The sequence below is a fragment of the Pseudoalteromonas sp. JB197 genome, from assembly GCF_002332205.1.
Lineage (GTDB): Bacteria > Pseudomonadota > Gammaproteobacteria > Enterobacterales > Alteromonadaceae > Pseudoalteromonas > Pseudoalteromonas nigrifaciens.
Genome location: NZ_NRGZ01000001.1, coordinates 101198 through 123241 on the forward strand (window position 1 = coordinate 101198; position 22044 = coordinate 123241).

A 22044-nucleotide genomic window follows, 5' to 3' on the forward strand; every position below is an offset into this window, starting at 1 on the left:
GATTTAAAACCTCTTTAGTTTATAGGATTTATACATTCATCTCTAAAAGTAGACCTGATTTATACCGCACTATTGGTTTTAACTCAATGTTAACATATAATCATTCCTTAGTAGTGCTTTTGGTGTGTGCCAATATCGTATATCGTCGCTGTCAAATACCTATCAAAAGCAACATAATAAGTGGGATCAAGAATGGGTAAAGCTATTAACAGAACAATAAGTTGCTTGCTCGCACTTATGCTAATAATGAGCAGCCAAATAAACGCACAAGTGAAGCGTTTATCTCCTAGTGAGGGGCTATCTCAAAGCTATGTTAATACTATGCTTATTGATAATAACGGTTACTTATGGCTGGCAACAGAAGGTGGCCTTAACCGTTATGATGGCTACCAAGTAATGCCAATTAACGGGCCTAATGGTGAGCTTGAAGAAGCTATTATTGACCGCATATATCAAGACACCCAAGGGCATATTTGGATTGCCTCACTGCTGGCAGGGCTATTTCGCTATGATCCAGCTACCGATTCTTATAAACAGTTTTTAGAAAAGCCGCTAAGCGAAGAGCAGATAATTAATCAATCTGTTTTTAGCATGTTAGCAATAGATGATAAAACCCTCTGGATTGGCCGAGGCCGTGACTTTGCAAAGCTTGATATTGAAAGTGGTGAAATAACCACTATTTTTGAGCTTCCGAGTAAATACAAAAGTACCCTAGTTAGAAAGCTATTTTATTATAATGGCTATATATTTATTGGTACTAGTCATGGTGCTTATGTGTTTGATATTGCCAGTGAAAAAGTGCGGCCATTAGAGCATTTACGCGCAGAGGCTGAGCATATTTACCAAAATAATGTGAAGTCATTTGCTATTGCTAACAATAATCAGCTATTAGTGGGCGCTGTTAAAGGGTTGTACCAAGTTGATATTAGCAATTTATCGAGCATGTTTGAGCGCCCCGATGTGGCATTTAACAATAGTGTATTGCTTGATAATTTAAATATTTGGCAAATTACAAATGACCATGAAAAAATTGATTTAGCCACTGATAAAGGGTTGTTCAAGTTTAATTTAAAAACGGGGGAAATAATAAAAAACACCCGCATTAACCAAAGTAAATATACCCTAGCCGATACCAGTATTATTGATATGGTTAAAGATAATTCTGGTGGAACATGGGTGGCCACTAAAACAGATGGGGCGTTTTATTTAGCCAATAATAACTATCAGTTTACCAATGTTGAGGGCAGCATGCTTGGCGGTGACGGCTTATCGCATCATTCTATTTGGGGTATTACTGAGTATAAAAACAAGCTATGGCTAGCTACGCATAATGGTTTAACTGAAGTTGATTTAAAAACAAATATAGGCAAAACGTATTTACAAGATTTTAAAGTTGATTTGCTAACTACTGAATTTACTATTTATAAAATAATGCCTTATAAAAATAAATTATGGCTGCACTCCAACAGAGGTTTATTTATTTTTGACCCTGTTAGCCTGCAATTAACTGAGCCGAAAACACAAAATCCGAGCAACCAAAAGCTGATCGCCGGCTGGGTTCATGGTGTTACTTTAATGCCCGATGGTAACTTGTACTATGTGCACTCAGATCATGGCATGCTTATGTATAATATTAATACCCAGCAACTAACCCAGTTAGAGGGCGAGTTTACTCAGTTTGACCCTTTTTTAGCGCATGGGTTTTTACCACCATTATCGACACAACCAGATAAACCTTTATTTTTTAGTGGTGGGATTTTATATCAAGTTAATCCTCACAGTTTAACTCTAAAAATAATATATAAGGTTCCTAAACAACATAAAAATGTTGCCATAAATGTGCTGTCGTATGAAGTTGATCGTAATAATATTTTATGGCTCTCGTTATCCAACTTTGGCCTGATTGGCATTGATGCCTTAACGTATGAACTTGTTCATACTATTGATTTAGACAAAAACAAATTGGGTACCTTATTGTACGATATGGTGCTTGATGACGATGGCATGATTTGGATGAGTAGTCATAAAGGCATTTGGCGTTTAAACCCGACTACACTGCATTTTCAGCAATTTACTACGTCAGAAGGGCTGCTCTCTGCAGAATTTAACAGCGGCGCTATGGCACATTTAAAAGATGGGCGTATTGCTTATGGTAGCCTAAAAGGCTTTACCTATTTTCACCCAATGAACAATCAAAACACCAAAGCGTTAATTGATCACGTTAATATTACTCGGATCAATTTAATGTCGCGAAACTTGTCGCTTAATTTACAGCAACCACTTGAAGAAATAACATTAAATCATGACGATATAGGTTTAGAAATAGCTTTTTCGGCAATGTCGTTTAGTTTTCAAGAGCGGATTATTTATGAGTATCAGCTCGATAACGGGCAAAAAAGTTATACCCGTAACAACAGAGTGTTATTTCCAAAATTAAATCCGGGTAACTACCAATTAAAAGTGTGGGCTAAAGACCCATTAACCGGCGAATATACGTCGCCCGCTAGTTTAAAAATAAAAGTGAAATACCCACTATGGCGTGCCCCTTATTTTGTGGTGCTATATGCATTATTGTTAATTGCTTTAGTGGTTGCTTGGGTAATGCGCCGCAATAAAATACAGCGTATTTTATTGGCAGCTCACAAAGAAAGTAAAGAAAGCGAAGCGCGTTTAAAACTGGCACTAGAGGGCAGTGAATCCGGGGTTTGGGACTGGCAGTCAAGCAGCCTTAGTATTTATCAACCGCGGTTAATAAATGAATTAGGCTACAGCGTTGAATGCGTAAATTTAGATGACTATTTAGTAAAAATACACCCACAAGACAGACCTTTATTTAGATTGGAGTGGTTAGAGTTTTTATCTACAGATAAAGGATCTTTTAATTGTACCTACAGGCTTAGGCATGCAAAAGGGCATTGGCGCTGGTACAAAGATTTTGGCAAAGTAGTAGAGTGGCATAATAAATTACCGCAAAAAGTGGCCGGAACTTACACCAATATGACCCGTGAAATGGTGTTTGAAGAGCATGCTCGCTTATTCGCAGCAGCCTTTGAGCAAACTCGTGATTGGGTATTTATACTCGATAAAAACTTTAATATACGCGCCTCTAATAAATCCTTGCAAACTGCGTTTAACTTCCCAGCTGAGCCGCGATCTAGCCGAGTACTTAATTTAGGAATTTCGCGCAGCAGCCGCTTTGATTACTTGCGCATTATGCAAAAGCTCAATGTAGGGGAGCACTTTTCTTGCGAAGACACAGTAACATTGGTTAATAACGAGCAACGCCACGTGCTTGTTAAAATAAGTGCAGTTGCCGATAACGAACACAGATTAACCAGTTACGTTGTTATTTTAACCGATATAAATGCACAAAAATTAGCAGAAAATGAGCTACATATACTCGCCAACTACGATCAGCTAACTAGCCTGCCAAATAGAGCATTATTTAATGATCGTGTAATACATGCAATTGAGCAAGCACAGCGTCATAACAGCAAGGTTGCTTTGCTGCATATTAATATTAAACGCTTTAAACACTTTAATGATTCGTTAGGGCGAGAAGTTGCCGATGAATTGATTAAAACAGTGGCAGAGCGATTAAAAAGTACCTTACGCCCCAGCGATAGCGTAGCTCGATTTGGTGGTGATGAATTTGTTGTGTTGGTGGAAGATATACAGCAAATAGAAGAGGTATTGCTCGTTTGCACTAAATTAATGGGCTGTGTTAATAAAAATATTGCCCTTAATGGTCAAATAATTAATATTAATTTAAGCATTGGTGTTGCCACATATCCAGGTGATGCGCAGCAATATAAAGATCTATTAAAAGCTGCCAATATTGCTTTATACCACGCTAAAGATAATTTAGAAGGGAGCTATAAGTTTTATAAGCAAGAGATGAATCAACGGGTGCAAAAAGCACTGCACCTAGAATCGCAGTTAACTAAAGCGTATCAAGAGCATGAATTTTGTAATTATTATCAACCTATTATAAGTGCTAATAGCCAAAAAACCGAAGGCTTTGAAGTATTGCTACGCTGGCCAAAAAATCAATTAGTGAACACTCAAGAGTTTTCGTTAGCGGCAGAGAGTATTGGTTTAATTACAAAAATAATGCTGCAAACATTGGGCCGTGCTTTAGAAGAGTTAGTGGCTTGGCGCAAAATTGCTCCCGAGTTATATTTGTCGATTAACTTATCGGCACTCGATTTTGAATTTGAACACTTGGTGCCTGAAATTAAAAAGGCATTAATTAAAGCAGCTATCCCTTCTAAGGCGATTGTATTTGAAATAACAGAATCAATATTAATGCGCGATTCAAAGCAGGCCTTATCGAGTATGGATATGTTAAAACAACTAGGTTGTAGGCTTTATATGGATGACTTTGGTACAGGTTACGCATCGTTAACTTATTTGAAGCGCTTTCCTATTGATGTATTAAAAATTGACCGTAGTTTTGTACAAGATATAGGGGTTGATTCTAATGATGAGGCAATTATCCAATCTACGCTTACTTTAGCCCACAGCTTAAATAAAGAATGTGTGGCAGAAGGCATTGAAAGTACCCATCAATTAGTATTTTTAAAAGCACTTGGTTGCGACTATTTTCAAGGTTATTTATTTAGTAAACCTGTGCCCACAAATGCTGTTATTCCTTTAATTACTCGCGATTGGAGCGACGTGTTTAAGCAAGATTAAAGGAAAGCCCTTAGTGTGCAGTTGCCAGCTAAAAGCTGACAACTACTTTTAACCTATTTATGGGCGCTTGCCACAGTTTCTACAAAACATGTGTTCGCTGCGCTCGTTAAGCTGAACTTTTATGGCTTTATTGGCCTCTAGTTTACTCAGCCCTAGTTTGTAACGCAGATCTTCAAGGTGACTAGGTGCTCCTCGCTGAGAGTGCCGTTAGTGATCTGTTCATGTACTGCATTTTCGAATACTTGACGGCGTTTGCGTACTTGCTCTGAAAAGCTCGATGCAAGTAAACCAGTAGGCACTGCAACCATTCCCATACTCACTAGGGTTATTACCCCACCAAATAGTTTACCAATAGGTGTTATGGGCACTACGTCGCCGTAACCTACGGTAGTTAGCGTTGCCATAGCCCACCACATTGCCGCAGGGATAGAGCCAAATTTATCGGGCTGTATATCGTGTTCAAGCAAGTAAATACCACAAGAGGCTAAAATAAGCACCACGGCCATAATAAAAAATGCCGCTAAAAGTGTACTGCCTTCATCAATAAATGCTTGTAACAGCAACTGCATAGCACGCGAATAACGGGTTAACTTAAATACTCGCAGTAACCTTAAAACTCGTAAAAAGCGCAAATCTAGCATAAAGAAAAACATCAATAAGCTAGGTAATATAGCAATTAAATCAATTAATGCTAAAGGCGAAAAAATATAGTGCAAGCGTCGTTTGGTATTTGAGCCCTCAATAGCTGCATATTTAACTCTGTCTACACAGGTCCAAAGCCGTATTATGTATTCAATAGAAAATATAGTTATGGAGACAATTTCTAATAAGAAAAATTCTTCATGGTACTGCTTAGCAATACTCGATACTGACTCAAGGACAATGGCAACTACGTTGACCATTATGAGACAAACCAGCATTACATCAAGTATGTGCCCCGCGCGCTGATACTCTCCAGAGGCTTCAAAAGTGTGCGCAATTTTTTGTCTAAGTTTTCGTATATAGTTCATTTATAGTTTAAGTACCATATTTATACTGCCTTCTTCAAAGTCGCGGCTTATTTTAAAGCCCAATTTACGCGCAAGCTCAATCATGCCGGTATTCTCTGGTAAAGTAATCCCTTCAATAGATTTAACTCCTTGGCGCTTACAGTGCTCAATTGCGGCTGTCATTAATATACGACCTAGGCCAAGGCCTTGGCAGTCTGAGCGCACTACAACGGCAAATTCGGCCTGTAAATTATCAGGATCCATAATAACGCGCGATACGCCAAGAGTACGAGGCTGCCCTTGATATGTTTGAGATACAATAAAGGCCATTTCACGGTCGTAATCTATTTGCGTCATTTTAGCGAGTTGGTCGTGATTAAACTGCCTTAACTCCCCAAAAAATCGTTTATAGCGATCCTCTTTAGTTAAAGACTGATCGAACTGCTGATGTGCTTGCTCATCTTCTGGTTTAATTGGGCGCAGCGTCGCTTGGGTATTATTTTTTAACGTTACGGCCTCTACCAATTCAATCGGGTAGGGGCGAATAGATAAACGTTTACGATGCGTTTGCACTCGATAGCGGTTAATGGTCATAGTGGCGTCCAGCACTAAAAATTGCCCATTACTGGCTAATATAGGGTTGAGCTCTAAGGAACTAATGTCGGGCTGATCAATTACTAACTGCGAGATGCGAGTAAGCAGTGCGCAGAGCCGATATTTATCTACTTTTTCAGGTAGAATACGATCCTTTAGTACGCCTTTATCGTGCGCCGCGGCAATTAAGTATTTTGCTAGGTTCATATTTAGCGGGGGCAAAGCTACTGCTGCTTGTGCGTATTCAAGGCCGGTGCCTGCTTCTCCTAGTAAAATAACGGGACCAAAATTAGGCTCGGTTTTTATTGCTATTCGCAGCTCGTTGGCTCCGGCACGCGGCGCCATTTTTTGTAGCGAAAAACCATCAATAATGGCATCGGGATAAGTGTTCTTTATTCTTAATAACATCGAAAAGGCAGTTTGCTCTACTTCTTGGGCGTCATTTAAGTTAAGCACTACGCCACCCACTTCAGATTTTGAAGGAATGCTTGGGCTAATTAATTTTAGCGCCACCGGAAACCCTAACTCAATGGCTTGCTCTTTTGCTTCTGTTGGCGTGTAAGCCACTTCGGTTTGAATACACTCAATACCGTAATGACTTAAAATTTGGCTCGCTTGATGGGTCGGTAAATAACTTTGTCCTTCTTCTAAAAATTCATTTACTAAGGCTTTAGCTGCCGACTTATTAATTTTTGTATCTACGGTATTCGACTCAGGTGTTTGGGTTAAATGCTTTTGATTGCGTCGATAACTAACTAAGTGCATAAAGGCCCCAACAGCGCCCTCGGGAGTACGATAAGTTGGGATCGCGTTATTAGCGCAAACACGCCTAGCAGCATAGGCGGCATCTTCACCGGTAAAGTTAGTAATAACATACGGGCGCGCCATTTTTGGGAGTGCTTGTAAGGTTTTAACAATAATATTTGCATAGTCTTCGCTAGGTGCTAGCGCAGATGGAGTGTGAATAATCAGTAAGTTTTTTACTTCAGGAGCTTTAAGTAGAATTTCTAACGCCTGTTTATAGCGGCTCGGGGCTGAGTCACCAAAAATATCCACCGGGTTTGAGGCCTTCTCTGAGCGAGGAATTACTTTATTGAGTGCATCACATGTCTCTTCACTCAATTGCGTTAATTTACCTGAACTTTGTATTAGCTCATCTACTGCCATTACGCCAGGGCCGCCACCATTAGTTAAAATAGTGAGCTGCTCTACTTTTAATAATTTTGGGTGCATGGCTAATGTTTGCGTTGCAGCAAATAGCTCGCGTAAATCGTTTACTCTTAACATACCCGCGCGCTGAAATAGAGCATCGTATACCGCATCCGAGCTATGCGCTATTCCCGACTGAGCTTCAGCGGCAATAGCGCCCGCATGGGTCCTGCCCGTTTTAATTACAATTACGGGTTTGCTAAAAGCAGCCGCTCGAGCGGCTGAAATAAAGCTGCGACTGTCCTCAATGTTATCTATGTAGAGCAAAATAGCCGTAGTTTTAGCATCGCGACCTAAAAAGTCGAGCAATTCAGTAAATTTAATATCCAGACAATCGCCCATTGACACAAAGTAAGAAAAGCCAATTTCTTTATTTTTTGCCCAATCTAAAATGGTTGAGCACACTGCCGCCGATTGTGAAACGAAAGCGAGTTTGCCAGGGCTCGCTACGGTATGTGAAAAGCTGGCATTTAGGCCAATATGAGGAATTAATAACCCTAAAGAATTTGGGCCCAACAGCGTAACTTGATGGCTACGTGCGCACTCTTTTAAAGTTTGTTTTTGTGCGTTACTTAAGCCGTCAGCAATGATGATGGCATTATGACAGCCCAGTTTCCCAAGTTGCTCAATAATAAGATCTAAAGTGTTTTTATTAGTACAAATAACCGCGAGATCAGGTACTTTTGGCAAAGCATCAATACTAGGGTATGCCAGTACACCATGCACCGCAGTGTGGTTTGGCGTTACTGGCATAATTGGCCCTTTAAAACCACTTTGCAATAAGTTGCGCATAACTACATAACCAGCGCGGGTTGGCGTGTTAGATGCACCAATAACGGCTACCGAGCTTGGGTTAAAAAACTGACTGATCCGCTTGAGACTCATGGCTTTTCCTATGCTGATTAATCTTTGCTATCTATTATTTCACAATGTACTCTGTTTATATTATATTTTCGAGCGTTTAGGGTTGTTTTAGGCGCTTAACAAGGGAGTTTTAATGAATAAAGTATCTAACTTTAATATTGTTATTGCGGCTATTTGTTTAAGTATAGGCCTAATTAGCTTAGGATTTATTTTAAAAGGTGCTGCGCTTGATATCAAAGGTATGGAACGTACCGTACAAGTAAAAGGATTGGCTGAGCAAGAAGTGCTGGCCGATACTGTGATCTGGCCACTGCAATTTAGTGATGCCGACAATAACTTAGAAGCGTTAGTGAGTAGAGTTGAGGGCAAAAACGATGCAGTAATTGCATTTTTAAAGTTACACGGCTTTGATGATGAAGAAATTAGCACTGGCAGCCAATCAATTATAGATAAACAAGCTCGCGAATACGGCAGCGAAAATCAACAATTTAGATATATAGTGCGCTCTAATATTATTGTTTATTCAAATGCGCCCGACAAAGTAAAAAATGCCCTGAGCAAGGTAAGTCAGCTGGCTAAGCAAAATATTGCCATAGTGCAAGATAACTACGAAACCCGTGTGGAGTATATGTTCACTGGTTTAAACGACATTAAACCAGCAATGGTACAAGAGGCCACCGAAAAAGCCCGTGAAGTTGCGACTAAATTTGCCAAAGACTCAAATTCAAAATTAGGTAAAATAAAAACGGCTCGCCAAGGGCAATTTAGCATTAGTGATCGTGACTCTAATACGCCGCAAATTAAAAATATTCGCGTGGTTACGAGTGTTGAATATTACCTTTCTGACTAAGTAAATTAATTACTTGAGATATTGAGCGCTGTAAATAGGCGGCGCTCAGTAACAGCGTGGTTTCGTTTACCGTATTGCCTTGCAATACATTTAATAGTTGCTGTTTTGCTTGTGCATTTTGCTTTTGCTCCATTTCCATTAATGCGAGTAGCGCCGAAAACTCATGTTTTATTGGCGTAGTCGGTTTATTTGCATAAGCAATATAACAGGCAACTGGCGTTAACCCTTGCTGGTTAGGCAGTGCCAGCGCTTTTAGTAAGTCATCGTTAGATTCAAATAACATTAACGAACGTACATAGTTAAACGGTAAGTTGTTTGCATCAGGTTGTTTAAACACTGTATGCAACACAGTATTACCCGCCTCATTTTGCGCCAAAAAACCCTTGTTAACTTTAAGTGCAGGCGTAAAAAAGCTTAATGCATCTAGGGTGCTTAGTTGGCTAATAAACGATGTTGGTAAAGGATTGCTGGTTAAAATACGGATTGCCACATTTTGCATAAAGTTATATTTAACACTCATTCGCTGCGCGCTTTGATACAAGTGCATTAATTGGTTTGCTTGCTGAGCAGGCGTTAACTGCTTAAAGTCGTTATCAAGCTCGTCGAGTTGATACTTAGCAAGGCGTGCGTTAAGTAATTGTATGCATAATTCCATGGCTTATCCCCTTAGTTTATTGTTACCTACTCTAGCTTAAACAATTGGCTTATAAAACAAAAAAAGGCCGCATAAGCGACCTTCTATATTGTTACTGAGTTATTGCAAGTTAAGCTTGTTTACTTGCTATCCACTGATTAACAAAGTTTTCTAGTACGTTAAGTGGTACTGGGCCATTTTTAAGCACTACGTCGTGGAACTGGCGAATATCAAACTTATCACCTAGTTGCTGCTTTGCATTTTCACGCAGTTCTAAAATCTTCAGCATACCCACTTTATAAGCAGTTGCTTGCGATGGCATTACAATGTGACGCTCAACCATTTTAACCCCGTCAGAGGTCGCATTAGGCGTGTTATTTACGTAGTAATCAATACCTTGTTGGCGGTTCCACTGCATAGCGTGAATACCTGTATCAACCACTAAACGTGCTGCGCGCCATAATTCCATCGAAAGACGACCAAAGTCAGAATATGGGTCTTCGTATAAGCCCATTTCTTTTGGTACTAGCTCAGAGTATAAGCCCCAACCTTCAATATAAGCAGTGTAGCCACCAAATTTACGAAACTTAGGCACGCCTTCTAGCTCTTGCGAAATAGCAATTTGCATATGATGTCCCGGAATGCCTTCATGATAGGCTAGTGCTTCCATTTGGTAAGTAGGCATAGCTTCCATGTCGTAAAGGTTAGCGTAGTAAACACCTGGGCGAGAGCCATCTGGTGCCGGTTGTTGATAAAACGCTTTGCCAGCTGCTTTTTCACGAAATGCCTCAACGCGTTTTACTATCATATCGGCTTTTGGTTTTACAATAAATAACTCATCAAGACGCGACTTCATATTATTAATTAGGTCGGTTGCTTGGCTAATATATTGCTCTTTAGCGGCATCAGTATTAGGTAAATAAAACTGCTTGTCGGTTTTCATAAACTGCATGAAAGCGGCTAAATCGCCTTTAAAACCTACTTTATCTTTAATGGCGCGCATTTCGTCATGAATACGAGCTACTTCAGCAAGGCCAATAGCGTGTATTTCTTTTGCTGTTAGGTCTGTGGTGGTGGTGCGCTTTAACGCATTGTTATAAAACGCTTCGCCATCAGGAAATTTCCATGCACCGTCGCGGTTATCTGCGCGCTTTTCAAGTTGGGCTATATAATTAATCAGTTTAGAGTAAGCAGGTTTAACCGCCGACTTTAAAGCATCTACTGCATCAGCTGTTAGGCTGTCTTTTTCGCTTTGACTGATTTCTAGTTTATTAACTTTGCGTTTAAAGTCGCTAAGCAATGTAGAGTCGTCGCCTTGCTCAAATGGAGCGCCTTTTATAATATTTTTACTTGAGTCGATAACATGCGGGAATACAAACTTAGGTGCAATAATGCCTTTTTCAGCACGTACTTCTAAATCAGTAATTAACTGATCAAATACTACTGGCACACCGTTTAAGCGAGATATATACGCTTTAGCGTCTTTTACATCACTTACTTGATGCTGGTTAATTAAAAATGCCGCGATCATAGAGTGAGTGCCGTACATTTGGTTTACCGGGTAACTGTGGTAACGCCATTTGAAGTCAGCAATTGAGTTTTCAAGATCTTGCTTTTTTAAGTCGTAACTTACTTTAGTTGCATCATCAAGCTGAGCACGATTAATGCTATTAAGCGTTACTAAATCAGCTTTGGTTTGTGCAAAATCTTTTAATTTTTTAGCTTCGCTACCATCGTCCCACTTGTCGTAATCTTGCTTAATACCCATGTAAGTTTGATACACAGGGCTGCTCATTACGTCACGAGTAAAGGTATCTTCAAAAAATGTATTTGCTTTGTTTATTTCGCTTTGTACTGGTTGTGCCTGTACCGCAGGTGCTGCTGTTACTTGTTGTGTAGCTTGCTGGCAACCAGCAAGTAGTGCAACGCTTACTGCAGCTGCAATAAAAGTAAATTTACGCATTATTTATCCTCTTGATGTTAGAAATTTATTATTATAATTTTGTAGAACCTAGAACCTAGAACCTAGAACCTAGAACCTAGAACCTAGAACCTAGAACCTAGAACCTAGAACCTAGAACCTAGAACCTAGAGCCTAGAACCTAGAACCTAGAGTTAAACAAATAACTCTAGCAGATCATTTAAAAAGCGCTGACCTTTCAGTGTTACTTGCCAATGGCTATCGGTTTGTATTAATAAGCCCGTTTTAATTGCCTGTTGTAGCGCGTGTTGTTGGCTTTGTAATGGCTGCTGTGTAAGCGCATTAAAGTCGTTAATAGGGCAAGGCTCTACTAGACGAAAGCGATTCATAAAAAACTCAAATGCTAAATCGTCTTGTTCAACCTGCCAGCTTTTAAACAAGTAAGGTTTGATCAGATCCATGTAACCACGCGGGTGCTTAACTTTTTCGGTGCGGGTTATTATGCCTGTATTTGCATCAGTTACCTTACCATGCGCGCCACAACCAATACCGATATAATCGCCAAAACGCCAATAATTTAAGTTGTGTTGGCATTGATAGCCAAGCTTTGCATAGCCTGATATTTCGTATTGCAGGTAACCTGCTTGGGCAAGTAACTCTTGGCCTTGCTCTTGAATGTCCCATAGGGTTTCGTCTTGTGGCAGGGTAGGCGGCTTAGAAGCAAATTGTGTATTGGGCTCAATAGTAAGCTGATACCAAGAAATATGCGGCGGGTTAAGGGCAATGATTTGCTTTAAATCACCCAGTGCATCATCGAGAGTTTGCCCAGGTAAGCCATGCATTAAATCAAGATTAAAGCTATTTAACCCCGCTTCTTTAGCTTGCTCTGCGGCGTAGTTTGCCTCGTCGCTGCCATGAATACGGCCAAGCGCTTTAAGCTTGTCGTTTTGCATGCTTTGCACACCTATAGAAATGCGGTTAATACCTGCTTTTACATAATCTTTAAAGCGGCCAGTTTCAACAGTGCCAGGGTTTGCTTCAAGAGTTATTTCGCAGTTATCTTCAAGCCCAATAAGGCTTTTAACTTCACTAAGTAGGCGTGTGTAAGCTGCGCCAGTTAATAAGCTAGGTGTGCCACCACCAATAAAAATACTATGAATTTTACGCCCTTGGACTAAATGCAGGTCGGCTTTTAAATCATCAATTAAATGCTGCACATATTCAGCTTCAGGAATTTCACCTTTTTGTCCGTGGCTATTAAAGTCGCAATATGGGCATTTTTGCACGCACCAAGGAACGTGCACATATAAGCTTAGTGGTGGTAGGTTCACAGGCCGCCTTTTAGCTTAAGTTGCTGTAGTAAATTTTGTAATGCTTGACCGCGATGGCTAATGGCATTTTTTTGCTCTTTTGTCAGCTCGGCACTGGTGCAATTAAGCGTAGGTACAAAAAATACCGGGTCGTAGCCAAAGCCGCCTTCGCCATTTTGGGTTAGGGTTATTTCACCTTCCCAACTGGCACTACAAATAAGCGGAGTTGGGTCATTAGCGTGACGCATTAATACCAGTACACACCAAAAGCGTGCTGTTCTAATTGGGTTATTATCCAGCTCAAGTAGTAGCTTATCTATGTTATCTTGATCAGTTGCACCTGCTCCGGCAAAGCGCGCAGAGTACACACCTGGCGCACCATTTAAACCATCAACTTCTAATCCAGAGTCATCAGCAATAGCAGGCATACCGGTAATTTTGGCTGCATGGCGGGCTTTAATAATGGCATTTTCTACAAAAGTGGTACCGGTTTCGGCCACTTCACCTACGTTAAAGTCGCTTTGCGGCACAACATTAATATTGAGCGGGCTGAGCATGTTTGCAAGTTCATTTACTTTGCCAGGGTTGCCTGTGGCAAGTACTAAAGTTTTTATCATAAGTTATTTAATCTACGTAAAATTTTTGCTGAAACTGTAATTTTTGAAATTGTGAGTCTTGCTGTATTTCAATCTCAAAACGTAAAACTTCTTCGTTAGTGTAGTTAACTTGAGCAAGGTAATAAATTGCATCGCCTTCAATTACTTCTTTAAAGTTAAGCGTTTGTTTATTGCCAAGTAAATTTTTAGCTGTGCCTTTTAATACGGCCTTTTGCGCTGTGTTATCGGCATCGTTAGCTAATATAGATATATTAACAATCCCTTTGTAGCCGCTACGCTCAAGACCATAAGCTTGGGCTATTTTAGGTTGCACAAAGGTTGAAGGAAAAGCAATGTAATGTACTTGCCACTGACCTAGCTCTTTGTACTGTGCGCCGGAAACTTGCTCACTGTGAGCATTAAAGGTAAAAGCTAAACAGGTAATAAAAAACAATCTAATTAACCGTTGCATAATTAACTCCTAAAACATAAAAAAGAGGTCTAGTGACCTCTTTAGCTAAAATAAGTGCTTAAACTAATAAATCCATAAGCAGCATTTGTAAAAACTGTATACCAATAATAAGCACTAAAACCGATAAATCTAAGCCACCTAGCGGCGGTAGAATTTTACGAATAGGTTTTAACATAGGTTCAGTTAGCTGGTGGAATACCGCTTCTATTGGGTTATAGCCTTGGCTAACCCAGCTTAAAATAGCGCGAATAATAAGTACCCAAAAAACTAAATTTAAACCTTCTTTTAGTACGGTGATTAATGCTTGAATAAGTACAGGTTGTATAGCCCATGACTTATAAATAAGCCACATAAGCACGCTTATTTTGGCTGCGGCAACAAAAAATGCCAGCAATAGCGAGGCTAAATCAAGGCCTCCAAACCCAGGAATAATTTTACGCAGTGGCTTTACCGCGAACGAGGTGGCTTTAACCACAAATTGGCTCATTGGGTTGTAAAAGTCGGCTTTTGCCCACTGTAGCCAGAAACGCAGTAATACCACCATTAAAAATAAGTCAAACAGGGTACTGATTAAAAATTGCATGGCATTCATAATTTAACCTTCTTAAAGTTCTTGTTCCATTTGCTGTGCACGCGTAATACACGCATCCATAGCATCGGCAACGGTTTGGGTTAAGCCTTTATCTTTTAAATGCTCAACGGCTGCATGCGTAGTACCACCTTTAGATGTTACGTTTGAGCGTAACTGCGAAATGGTTATATCGGGTTGGCTGAGTGCCATTTCGGCAGCGCCAAGTGCTGTTTGTTGTACTAAGCGACGTGCATCTGCATCGTTAAAGCCCAGTGCTTTGGCTTTCTCTTCTATGGCTTCCATAAATAAGAAAAAATAAGCAGGCGATGAGCCTGTAACTGCAATAATATCGTTAATTTGCGATTCTTGCTCAACCCACACTACAATGCCAGTGCATTCAAAAACTTGTTGTACAAATTCGTGCTCGCTTGGCGTTTCGCCAGCGCCATATAAACCGGATACACCACGGCCAAGTAGCGAAGGTGTATTAGGCATACAACGTATCATTTTCACGTCTTGGCCAAGCATTTCGCGCAAACGTTTTACGGTTAAACCAGCTGCTACTGAAATAAACAGTTTATCGCTAAAGTCGACACCCGACTCTTGAAACGATTTACATAAATCGCCCATCATTTGTGGTTTAACAGAAAGTACAATTACGTCAGCATCGCGCAGGGCTTCGTTATTGTCACTGGTGGTTTTTACCTTGAAATCGGCTGCTACTTTGGCCAGCTTTTCTTGGTTACGGTTTGTGGCAATAATATTGTTTGCATTAAACCCATTTTTTACCATGCCACCAATAATGGCGTAGCTCATATTACCTGTGCCTATAAATGCGATTGTTTTATCTGACATATATCTGTTATCACCTTTTAAGTTCGTGTGCCAAAAATGTCTGTGCCGATCCTCACCATGGTTGAGCCTGCACTAATTGCAGCTTCAACATCATTGCTCATCCCCATCGACAAAGTATCTACTTGAGGATATTGGGTCTGTAGTTTATCAAAGCAAGTTTGTAATTGCTTAAAATATTGAGTTTGCGTTGTAATATCATCGCTTTTAGCCGGAATAGCCATTAGTCCGCGTAAAGTTAATTGTTCACATTGGTTAATAAAACTGGCCAGTTCGGCTACTTCATTAAGCTGGCAACCCGACTTAGCCTCTTCATTACTAATATTTACTTGAATAAGCACATTAAGCGCGGCTTTATCGGCTGGTCGTTGGCTGTTTAAGCGTTTCGCTATTTTAATCCGATCAACACTTTGTACCCAAGCAAAATTGGCGGCCACTAATGCGCTTTTATTTGATTGAATAGGGCCAATGAAATGCCAAATGATATCGCTATATGTATGTAGTTGCGCTATTTTATCTACAGCCTCTTGAACATAAGACTCACCAAATTGGCGTTGGCCATGCTTGTAGGCTGCAATAATATCGGCACTTGGTTTGGTTTTTGATACTGCAAGTAAGGTTATTTCGTTACTATTTCGTTGGGCGTTTTTTGCCGCTACTGCAATTCTAGCGTAGGCGGATGTAAGTCGTTCTGCTATTGTAACCATATATTTATCAGTTAGTTGTGGAGTCATAAATGGATATTACCGAATTATTGGCGTTTAGTGTGCAACACAAAGCATCCGATTTACATTTATCATCAGGGGTTTCACCTATGATACGCGTAGATGGCGATGTGCGGCGTATTAATATACCAGCACTAGGAGACAAAGATGTAAACAACCTAGTTTACGATATTATGAACGATAACCAGCGCAAGGACTACGAACAAAATCTCGAAGTGGATTTTTCATTTGAAGTGCCTAATTTAGCACGTTTTCGTGTTAATGCCTTTAATACTCACCGTGGACCTGCTGCCGTATTTCGTACTATTCCCAGTGAAGTGCTCACATTAGATGATTTAGGCGCCCCCGATATTTTTAAAACCATTGCCGATACTCCCCGCGGCTTAGTATTAGTAACTGGGCCTACAGGGTCAGGTAAGTCGACAACATTAGCGGCTATGGTTGATTATATAAATCAAACAAAACATCACCATATTCTCACTATTGAAGATCCAATAGAGTTTGTCCACGATAACAAATTAAGTCTGATTAATCAGCGAGAAGTACATCGCGACACACATAGCTTTAAAAATGCGCTACGCAGTGCACTTCGTGAAGATCCAGATGTAATATTAGTTGGTGAATTACGTGATCTGGAAACCATTCGCCTGGCAATGACAGCAGCCGAAACTGGTCACTTAGTATTTGGCACTTTGCACACGACCTCTGCACCTAAAACCATTGACCGTATTATAGATGTATTCCCAGGTGAAGAAAAAGCCATGATCCGCTCTATGCTCTCGGAATCATTACGTGCGGTAATTTCGCAAACCCTGCTTAAAAAAATTGGCGGTGGGCGAGTAGCTGCTCACGAAATTATGCTTGCAGTACCTGCTATTCGTAACTTAATTCGTGAAGATAAAGTGGCGCAAATGTACTCGTCTATTCAAACTGGCGCTTCGCATGGAATGCAAACGATGGATCAATGTTTAACAAACTTAGTTAATCATGGCATTGTTACCAATATTGCAGCGCAAGCTAAAGCGCAAGACAAAACTCAGTTCGGTGGTTAAGGAATACTAATGGCTTTATCTTTAAATAACTTTTTACAAATAATGATAGATAAAAAAGGCTCTGATTTATTTGTTTCAAGCCAACTGCCTATCAGCGCTAAAATTAATGGTGAATTAACCCCGCTTGATGATGAGCCGCTCAGCGATGAGCAATCACTTGAGTTGGTTGAGTCGGCAATGAGTGAAAAACAAAAAGCCGAGTTTCATACAACGAAAGAATGCAACTTTGCGATTGCCACTGACGAAGGACGTTTTCGTGTTTCGGCATTTTGGCAGCGCGATAAAGCGGGCATGGTTATTCGTCGTATTGTTACTAAAATACCTGAAATTGGCGAACTTGGGCTGCCGTCTACACTTACCGATGTGATTATGTCGAAACGTGGTTTAGTGCTATTTGTGGGGGGAACCGGTACGGGTAAGTCAACCTCACTTGCTGCACTTATTGGCTATAGAAACCGTAATCAGCGCGGACATATATTAACCATTGAAGACCCGATTGAGTTTGTACACGAACACCGTAAAAGTATTATTACTCAACGCGAAGTAGGGCTAGATACCGAAAGTTTTGAGTCAGCGCTTAAAAGCTCGTTACGCCAAGCACCCGACGTAATATTAATAGGCGAAATACGCTCACAAGAAACCATGGAGTATGCATTAAGCTTTGCAGAAACAGGGCACTTATGTGTGGCTACCTTGCATGCAAACAACGCTAACCAAGCGATAGATCGGATCATGCATTTAGTGCCAAAAGAAAAGCACGATAAGCTTAAGTACGATCTAGCATTAAATTTACGCGCTATTATTGCCCAGCAGCTGATCCCCACATCTGACGGGCAAGGTCGAGTTGCTGCTATTGAAATATTACTTAATTCACCTATGGTTGCAGAGCTAATTAAAAATGGTGATATAGGCGGTATTAAAGAAACCATGGCTAAATCGAAAGAAATGGGTATGCAGACCTTTGATCAGGCCTTATTTGAGCTGTATAAACAGCAACGAATCAATTATGCAGATGCATTGCACCATGCCGATTCGGCGAACGATTTGCGCTTAATGATAAAGCTGCGCAACAATGAGCAGCAAGGGGCGGGCTTTTTACAAGGGGTCACTATTGATGGCCTTGATGATAAAGGCAATATTAGTTAAGTTAAAGAGAAGGCTTTGGGTATCAGCTTAAAAGCTCTGATATTCAAAGCCTAACACCTAATATTTTCACTCACCGTAACTTGTTTCAAAAAAGCTCTCTAAAATAATCACCGCAGACATGTTATCTACTTTGCCTTTGCCTAAGTTTTTATAACCGCCTTGCTCAAACAAGCGCGCTTTAGCATCGGCGGTGGTTAAGCGCTCATCTTGTGTTTCTACCGGTATGGCATAGTGATTGTGTAATCGATTAGCAAACTTTTTAGCTTTAAAAGTTACCTCTTGGGCGGTGCCATCCATATTTAGCGGTAAACCCACCACCATTAAATCGGGCTGCCATTCGTTTACTTGTACTGCTATGTCATCCCAACTAGGAATGCCATCTTGTGCTTTTACAGCTTTAAGGCTCGATGCGCTGCCAGTGAGCTCTTGACCTATAGCAATACCAATACTTTTGGTGCCAAAGTCAAAGCCCATTACAGTACGCTGGCCTTGCGGCTTGAAGTTTTTTTTTGTCATAAGTTTATCTTGTTAAGCATGACCAGCTTCAGGGCTGAGTTGGCTTATATCAAAGCCGAGCATAGAAACTGCTTTTTCCCAGCGTTTTTCAACGGGGGTGTCAAAAATAATTTTCGGATCAGCTTTAATTATCAGCCAGCTATTATCCAATAGCTCTTGTTCTAATTGACCTTGCTCCCAGCCAGAGTAGCCCAAAGTAATAATAAATTGTTCAGGTGCTTGTGCTGTGGTTAACGAAGCGAGTACATCTTTAGAGGTGGTGATCATGATATCACTGCTGAGCGTTTGGCTCGCAGAGTAACCATGCTTTGGAGAGTGCAGTACAAAACCACGGTCGGTTTTAACCGGCCCGCCAGCATATACGCTAACTTGCGCTGCTTGCTGAGTTTTGTCGTTATCAATTTCTATTTTATCGAGTAACTCACCTACGGTAATATTAATAGGTTGGTTGATTACCAAGCCCATAGCCCCGTCTTCATTGTGCTCACAAATATAGGTAACAGCACGTTTAAAAAAAGGGTCTTGCATCGACGGCATTGCGATTAAAAAATGATTTTCTAATGACTGCATAGATTTCACCCTTTTTAGTTAATGAATTTTTAGTATGGCACATACCCATGTTTTTAAAACAAAATAAGCACTTTCATACGATTTAAAAATAATGAATACCTTAAACCTTACAATATGAAAGCGCTTTTAATAACGCTAACTTATTTAGCGAGTCGTTTTTCAATTGCGTCAAATAAAATACCCGTAATTGAAATATCGTACGCCGCTTCAATTTCTTTAACACAGGTTGGTGCGGTTACGTTAATTTCGGTTAATTTGTCGCCAATAATATCTAAGCCGACAAAAATTAGGCCTTTTTCTTTAAGTGTTGGTGCCACAGCGTGTGCAATTTTTAAATCGGATTCACTTAAAGGACGTGCTTCGCCGCGTCCACCTACGGCTAAGTTACCGCGTGTTTCTCCGTTTTGTGGAATACGCGCCAAGCAATATGGAATTACTTCGCCATCAACAACCAATACGCGCTTATCGCCTTGAGTGATCTCTGGAACATAATTTTGTACCATGGCAAAGCGACTGCCGTGCTCGGTTAATGTTTCACAAATTACACCAATGTTAGCATCGTCTGCTTTAACTCTAAAAATCGACGCGCCACCCATGCCATCAAGCGGTTTTAAAATAATGTCTTTATGCTGCGCTAAAAACTCACGAATTTGCTTTTGGCTGCGCGTTACTAAAGTGTCGGGCGTGTATTCGCTAAACCAAGCTGTAAACAGCTTTTCGTTTGCGTCGCGCAGGCTTTGTGGCTTGTTAACTATGAGTGTACCTGCTTGTTCGGCACGCTCTAAAATATAAGTTGCGTATATGTATTCGGTATCAAAAGGGGGATCTTTACGCATTAAAATAACGTCTAAATCGCCAAGTGCAATAGTGGTTTTTTGCTCAAGCTGGTACCAATTGTTTGGATCGTCAAAAACCTGTGCTTTTGCAGCTGTAGCATATGCCTGACCTTGGCGTAGTGAAAGATCATCCATTTCCATATAGTAAATTTCATAGCCACGTGCTTGCGCTTGCATCATCATTGCAAAACCAGTGTCTTTTTTAATATTAAATCCGCTAATAGGATCTGAAATAATGCCTAACTTAATTGCCATGCGCTGTGCCTTAATATGAATATTAATATATATATGTGGGTACTTTTAGTTATTTCAATTAGCTAAGTCGCCAAACTGCAGCTGTAATGCACTTAAAACAGTTAATGCTGCTGTTTCGGTGCGTAATACGCGCGGGCCTAAGCGAATATCTACAAAGTTTTGTTGCTTTGTTTGCGCCATTTCCTCATCAGTAAAGCCGCCTTCAGGGCCAACTAAAAAGCGTACGCCATCTTTTGGGACGGTAATTGTTTTGATACTGTGCTCGGCACGTGGATGCAAAGTGAGCTTAATTGCTGCACTTTGCTGTGCAAGCCATTGCTTTAGATCTATCGGCGGATGAACAACAGGTACAAAGTTACGCCCAGATTGCTCGGCGGCAGCTATGGCTATTTTTTGCCATTGTTGGTGTTTTTTATCAAGTCGATCGCCCATTAATTTAACGCCGCAACGCTGACTAAAAATAGGGGTGATTTCGGTAATCCCAAGTTCCACCGATTTTTGAATGGTAAAATCCATTTTATCGCCACGTGATACGCATTGGCCCAAGTGAATTTTTAAGGGAGATTCTACATCATGAGTATTTAGCTGTTGTGGCATAACCACGACATTTTTTTTAGTCACCTCAATAATTTCACTAAGGTATTCACCGCCTTCACCATTAAAAATAGACACGTGATCGCCTACTTTCATTCGCAATACTCGGCCAATATGCCCTGCAGCGTCGTCATCTAATGTAACGGGAGTGTTTAAGGCAATACTCGATGCCTGATAAATATGAGGAACTCGCATGTGGTGTCACTTATTGGTTAGTGCATAAAAGTTATATGCCGCTATGGTAAGTAAGCTGTGAGCTAGGTGCAATTATTTATTTTTATTAAATTGCTCATCAGTCTCTATTAGGTTTAGTGACGCTTGTGCTATATCGGTATGGCACGATAAGTGATTTGAATGCCCAGGGTCTGTTACTGGGCTAAACGAAAAGCCATTTTCGTCTTGGCTAACTAAAAAGCGACTTTTGTGTAGTGAGTTATAAATAAAGCGCTGTTTATCATCGCCAAGTAAGTAATCAACACGGTTAAATAATACGCCTTTAATTTTATGATGATCATGCAAGTAGGTAGCGAGCTCTGATACACTAATTTCATTTTCAAAGTCGCAATAGCAGTAATCTTTTATAAGTTCATCAAACATCATTTTTACTAACAGCCGGGTGTGGCTACCAGCTGCTATTAACCCGCTGGGTGATTGGCTCTGAGCATGATTAAAAGAGTACTCAGCAAATGCTCTGCTAAACTCATTATCTATATCAACTAACAGATAATTGGTTACATCAAATAGCATAAGGCCCCATTACACTTAAGCGAAGTGTTCACAAGCTGATTAA

At 40.4% G+C, this 22044-nt stretch carries 18 protein-coding genes and 1 pseudogene; 4 read left to right on the forward strand and 15 right to left on the reverse strand.

Going from position 1 to position 22044, the window contains the following annotated elements; translation table 11 throughout:
* Window positions 1–192: 192 nt before the first annotated feature.
* Window positions 193–4698, forward strand: a complete 4506-nt coding sequence (locus CIK86_RS00435) for an EAL domain-containing protein (protein ID WP_086997734.1) — start codon at window positions 193–195, stop codon at window positions 4696–4698.
* A gap of 57 nt (window positions 4699–4755) precedes the next feature.
* Here CIK86_RS00435 and CIK86_RS00440 read toward each other — a convergent pair.
* Together CIK86_RS00440 and CIK86_RS00445 are read right to left on the reverse strand one after the other, a co-directional pair.
* A pseudogene (locus CIK86_RS00440) lies at window positions 4756–5708 on the reverse strand (ion transporter).
* Window positions 5709–8375 carry a bifunctional acetate--CoA ligase family protein/GNAT family N-acetyltransferase gene (locus CIK86_RS00445; protein ID WP_011329261.1) on the reverse strand — a complete coding sequence of 889 codons (2667 nt, stop codon included), beginning with the start codon at window positions 8373–8375 and terminating at the stop codon, window positions 5709–5711.
* A gap of 112 nt (window positions 8376–8487) precedes the next feature.
* Here CIK86_RS00445 and CIK86_RS00450 point away from each other — a divergent pair, with 112 nt between their 5' ends.
* Window positions 8488–9204 carry an SIMPL domain-containing protein gene (locus CIK86_RS00450; RefSeq protein ID WP_011329260.1) on the forward strand — a complete coding sequence of 239 codons (717 nt, stop codon included), beginning with the start codon at window positions 8488–8490 and terminating at the stop codon, window positions 9202–9204.
* Here CIK86_RS00450 and CIK86_RS00455 read toward each other — a convergent pair.
* The 8 genes from CIK86_RS00455 to CIK86_RS00490 form a co-directional block, all read right to left on the reverse strand.
* The gene (locus CIK86_RS00455) at window positions 9173–9859 is read right to left on the reverse strand and encodes a hypothetical protein (protein ID WP_086997738.1); all 687 of its coding nucleotides are present in this window, start codon (window positions 9857–9859) and stop codon (window positions 9173–9175) included. The genes CIK86_RS00450 and CIK86_RS00455 overlap by 32 nt on opposite strands.
* A 109-nt stretch (window positions 9860–9968) precedes the next feature.
* Window positions 9969–11801, reverse strand: a complete 1833-nt coding sequence (locus tag CIK86_RS00460) for a DUF885 domain-containing protein (RefSeq protein ID WP_086997741.1) — start codon at window positions 11799–11801, stop codon at window positions 9969–9971.
* 152 nt (window positions 11802–11953) lie between these two features.
* Entirely contained in the window at window positions 11954–13090 is a 1137-nt protein-coding gene (hemW, locus tag CIK86_RS00465) for a radical SAM family heme chaperone HemW (RefSeq protein ID WP_086993675.1), read from the reverse strand.
* Entirely contained in the window at window positions 13087–13686 is a 600-nt protein-coding gene (locus CIK86_RS00470) for an XTP/dITP diphosphatase (protein ID WP_086993672.1), read from the reverse strand. The genes hemW and CIK86_RS00470 overlap by 4 nt, the downstream gene beginning before the upstream one ends.
* A gap of 7 nt (window positions 13687–13693) precedes the next feature.
* Window positions 13694–14137 carry a DUF4426 domain-containing protein gene (locus tag CIK86_RS00475; RefSeq protein WP_086993669.1) on the reverse strand — a complete coding sequence of 148 codons (444 nt, stop codon included), beginning with the start codon at window positions 14135–14137 and terminating at the stop codon, window positions 13694–13696.
* A gap of 58 nt (window positions 14138–14195) precedes the next feature.
* Window positions 14196–14729 (reverse strand): YggT family protein, encoded by a 534-nt coding sequence (locus CIK86_RS00480; protein ID WP_058374186.1) that lies wholly within the window; start codon window positions 14727–14729, stop codon window positions 14196–14198.
* A 12-nt stretch (window positions 14730–14741) separates the two neighbouring features.
* Window positions 14742–15563: a pyrroline-5-carboxylate reductase gene (gene proC / locus CIK86_RS00485; protein ID WP_011329253.1), complete on the reverse strand. Its 822-nt coding sequence runs from the start codon at window positions 15561–15563 to the stop codon at window positions 14742–14744.
* Window positions 15564–15580: 17 nt separating this feature from the next.
* Entirely contained in the window at window positions 15581–16294 is a 714-nt protein-coding gene (locus CIK86_RS00490; RefSeq protein ID WP_086993667.1) for a YggS family pyridoxal phosphate-dependent enzyme, read from the reverse strand.
* A 2-nt stretch (window positions 16295–16296) separates the two neighbouring features.
* On the opposite strand from CIK86_RS00490, the gene CIK86_RS00495 reads away from it, so the two are divergent.
* Together CIK86_RS00495 and CIK86_RS00500 are read left to right on the forward strand one after the other, a co-directional pair.
* Entirely contained in the window at window positions 16297–17337 is a 1041-nt protein-coding gene (locus CIK86_RS00495; protein WP_086993664.1) for a type IV pilus twitching motility protein PilT, read from the forward strand.
* A gap of 9 nt (window positions 17338–17346) precedes the next feature.
* Window positions 17347–18483 (forward strand): PilT/PilU family type 4a pilus ATPase, encoded by a 1137-nt coding sequence (locus CIK86_RS00500; RefSeq protein ID WP_011329250.1) that lies wholly within the window; start codon window positions 17347–17349, stop codon window positions 18481–18483.
* A 66-nt stretch (window positions 18484–18549) separates the two neighbouring features.
* Here the strand turns inward: CIK86_RS00500 and ruvX are convergent, their stop codons facing one another.
* The 5 genes from ruvX to CIK86_RS00525 all read right to left on the reverse strand — a co-directional run bounded on the left by ruvX (window position 18550) and on the right by CIK86_RS00525 (window position 22001).
* On the reverse strand, window positions 18550–18999 hold the full coding sequence (gene ruvX / locus CIK86_RS00505) for a Holliday junction resolvase RuvX (RefSeq protein ID WP_086993661.1): 450 nt from the start codon (window positions 18997–18999) through the stop codon (window positions 18550–18552).
* A 12-nt stretch (window positions 19000–19011) separates the two neighbouring features.
* On the reverse strand, window positions 19012–19569 hold the full coding sequence (locus CIK86_RS00510; protein ID WP_058374183.1) for a YqgE/AlgH family protein: 558 nt from the start codon (window positions 19567–19569) through the stop codon (window positions 19012–19014).
* A 140-nt stretch (window positions 19570–19709) separates the two neighbouring features.
* Entirely contained in the window at window positions 19710–20660 is a 951-nt protein-coding gene (gene gshB, locus CIK86_RS00515; RefSeq protein WP_086993658.1) for a glutathione synthase, read from the reverse strand.
* A 54-nt stretch (window positions 20661–20714) separates the two neighbouring features.
* Window positions 20715–21449, reverse strand: a complete 735-nt coding sequence (gene rsmE, locus CIK86_RS00520) for a 16S rRNA (uracil(1498)-N(3))-methyltransferase (RefSeq protein WP_086993655.1) — start codon at window positions 21447–21449, stop codon at window positions 20715–20717.
* Window positions 21450–21521: 72 nt separating this feature from the next.
* The gene (locus CIK86_RS00525; RefSeq protein ID WP_086993652.1) at window positions 21522–22001 is read right to left on the reverse strand and encodes a hypothetical protein; all 480 of its coding nucleotides are present in this window, start codon (window positions 21999–22001) and stop codon (window positions 21522–21524) included.
* Window positions 22002–22044: the final 43 nt, after the last annotated feature.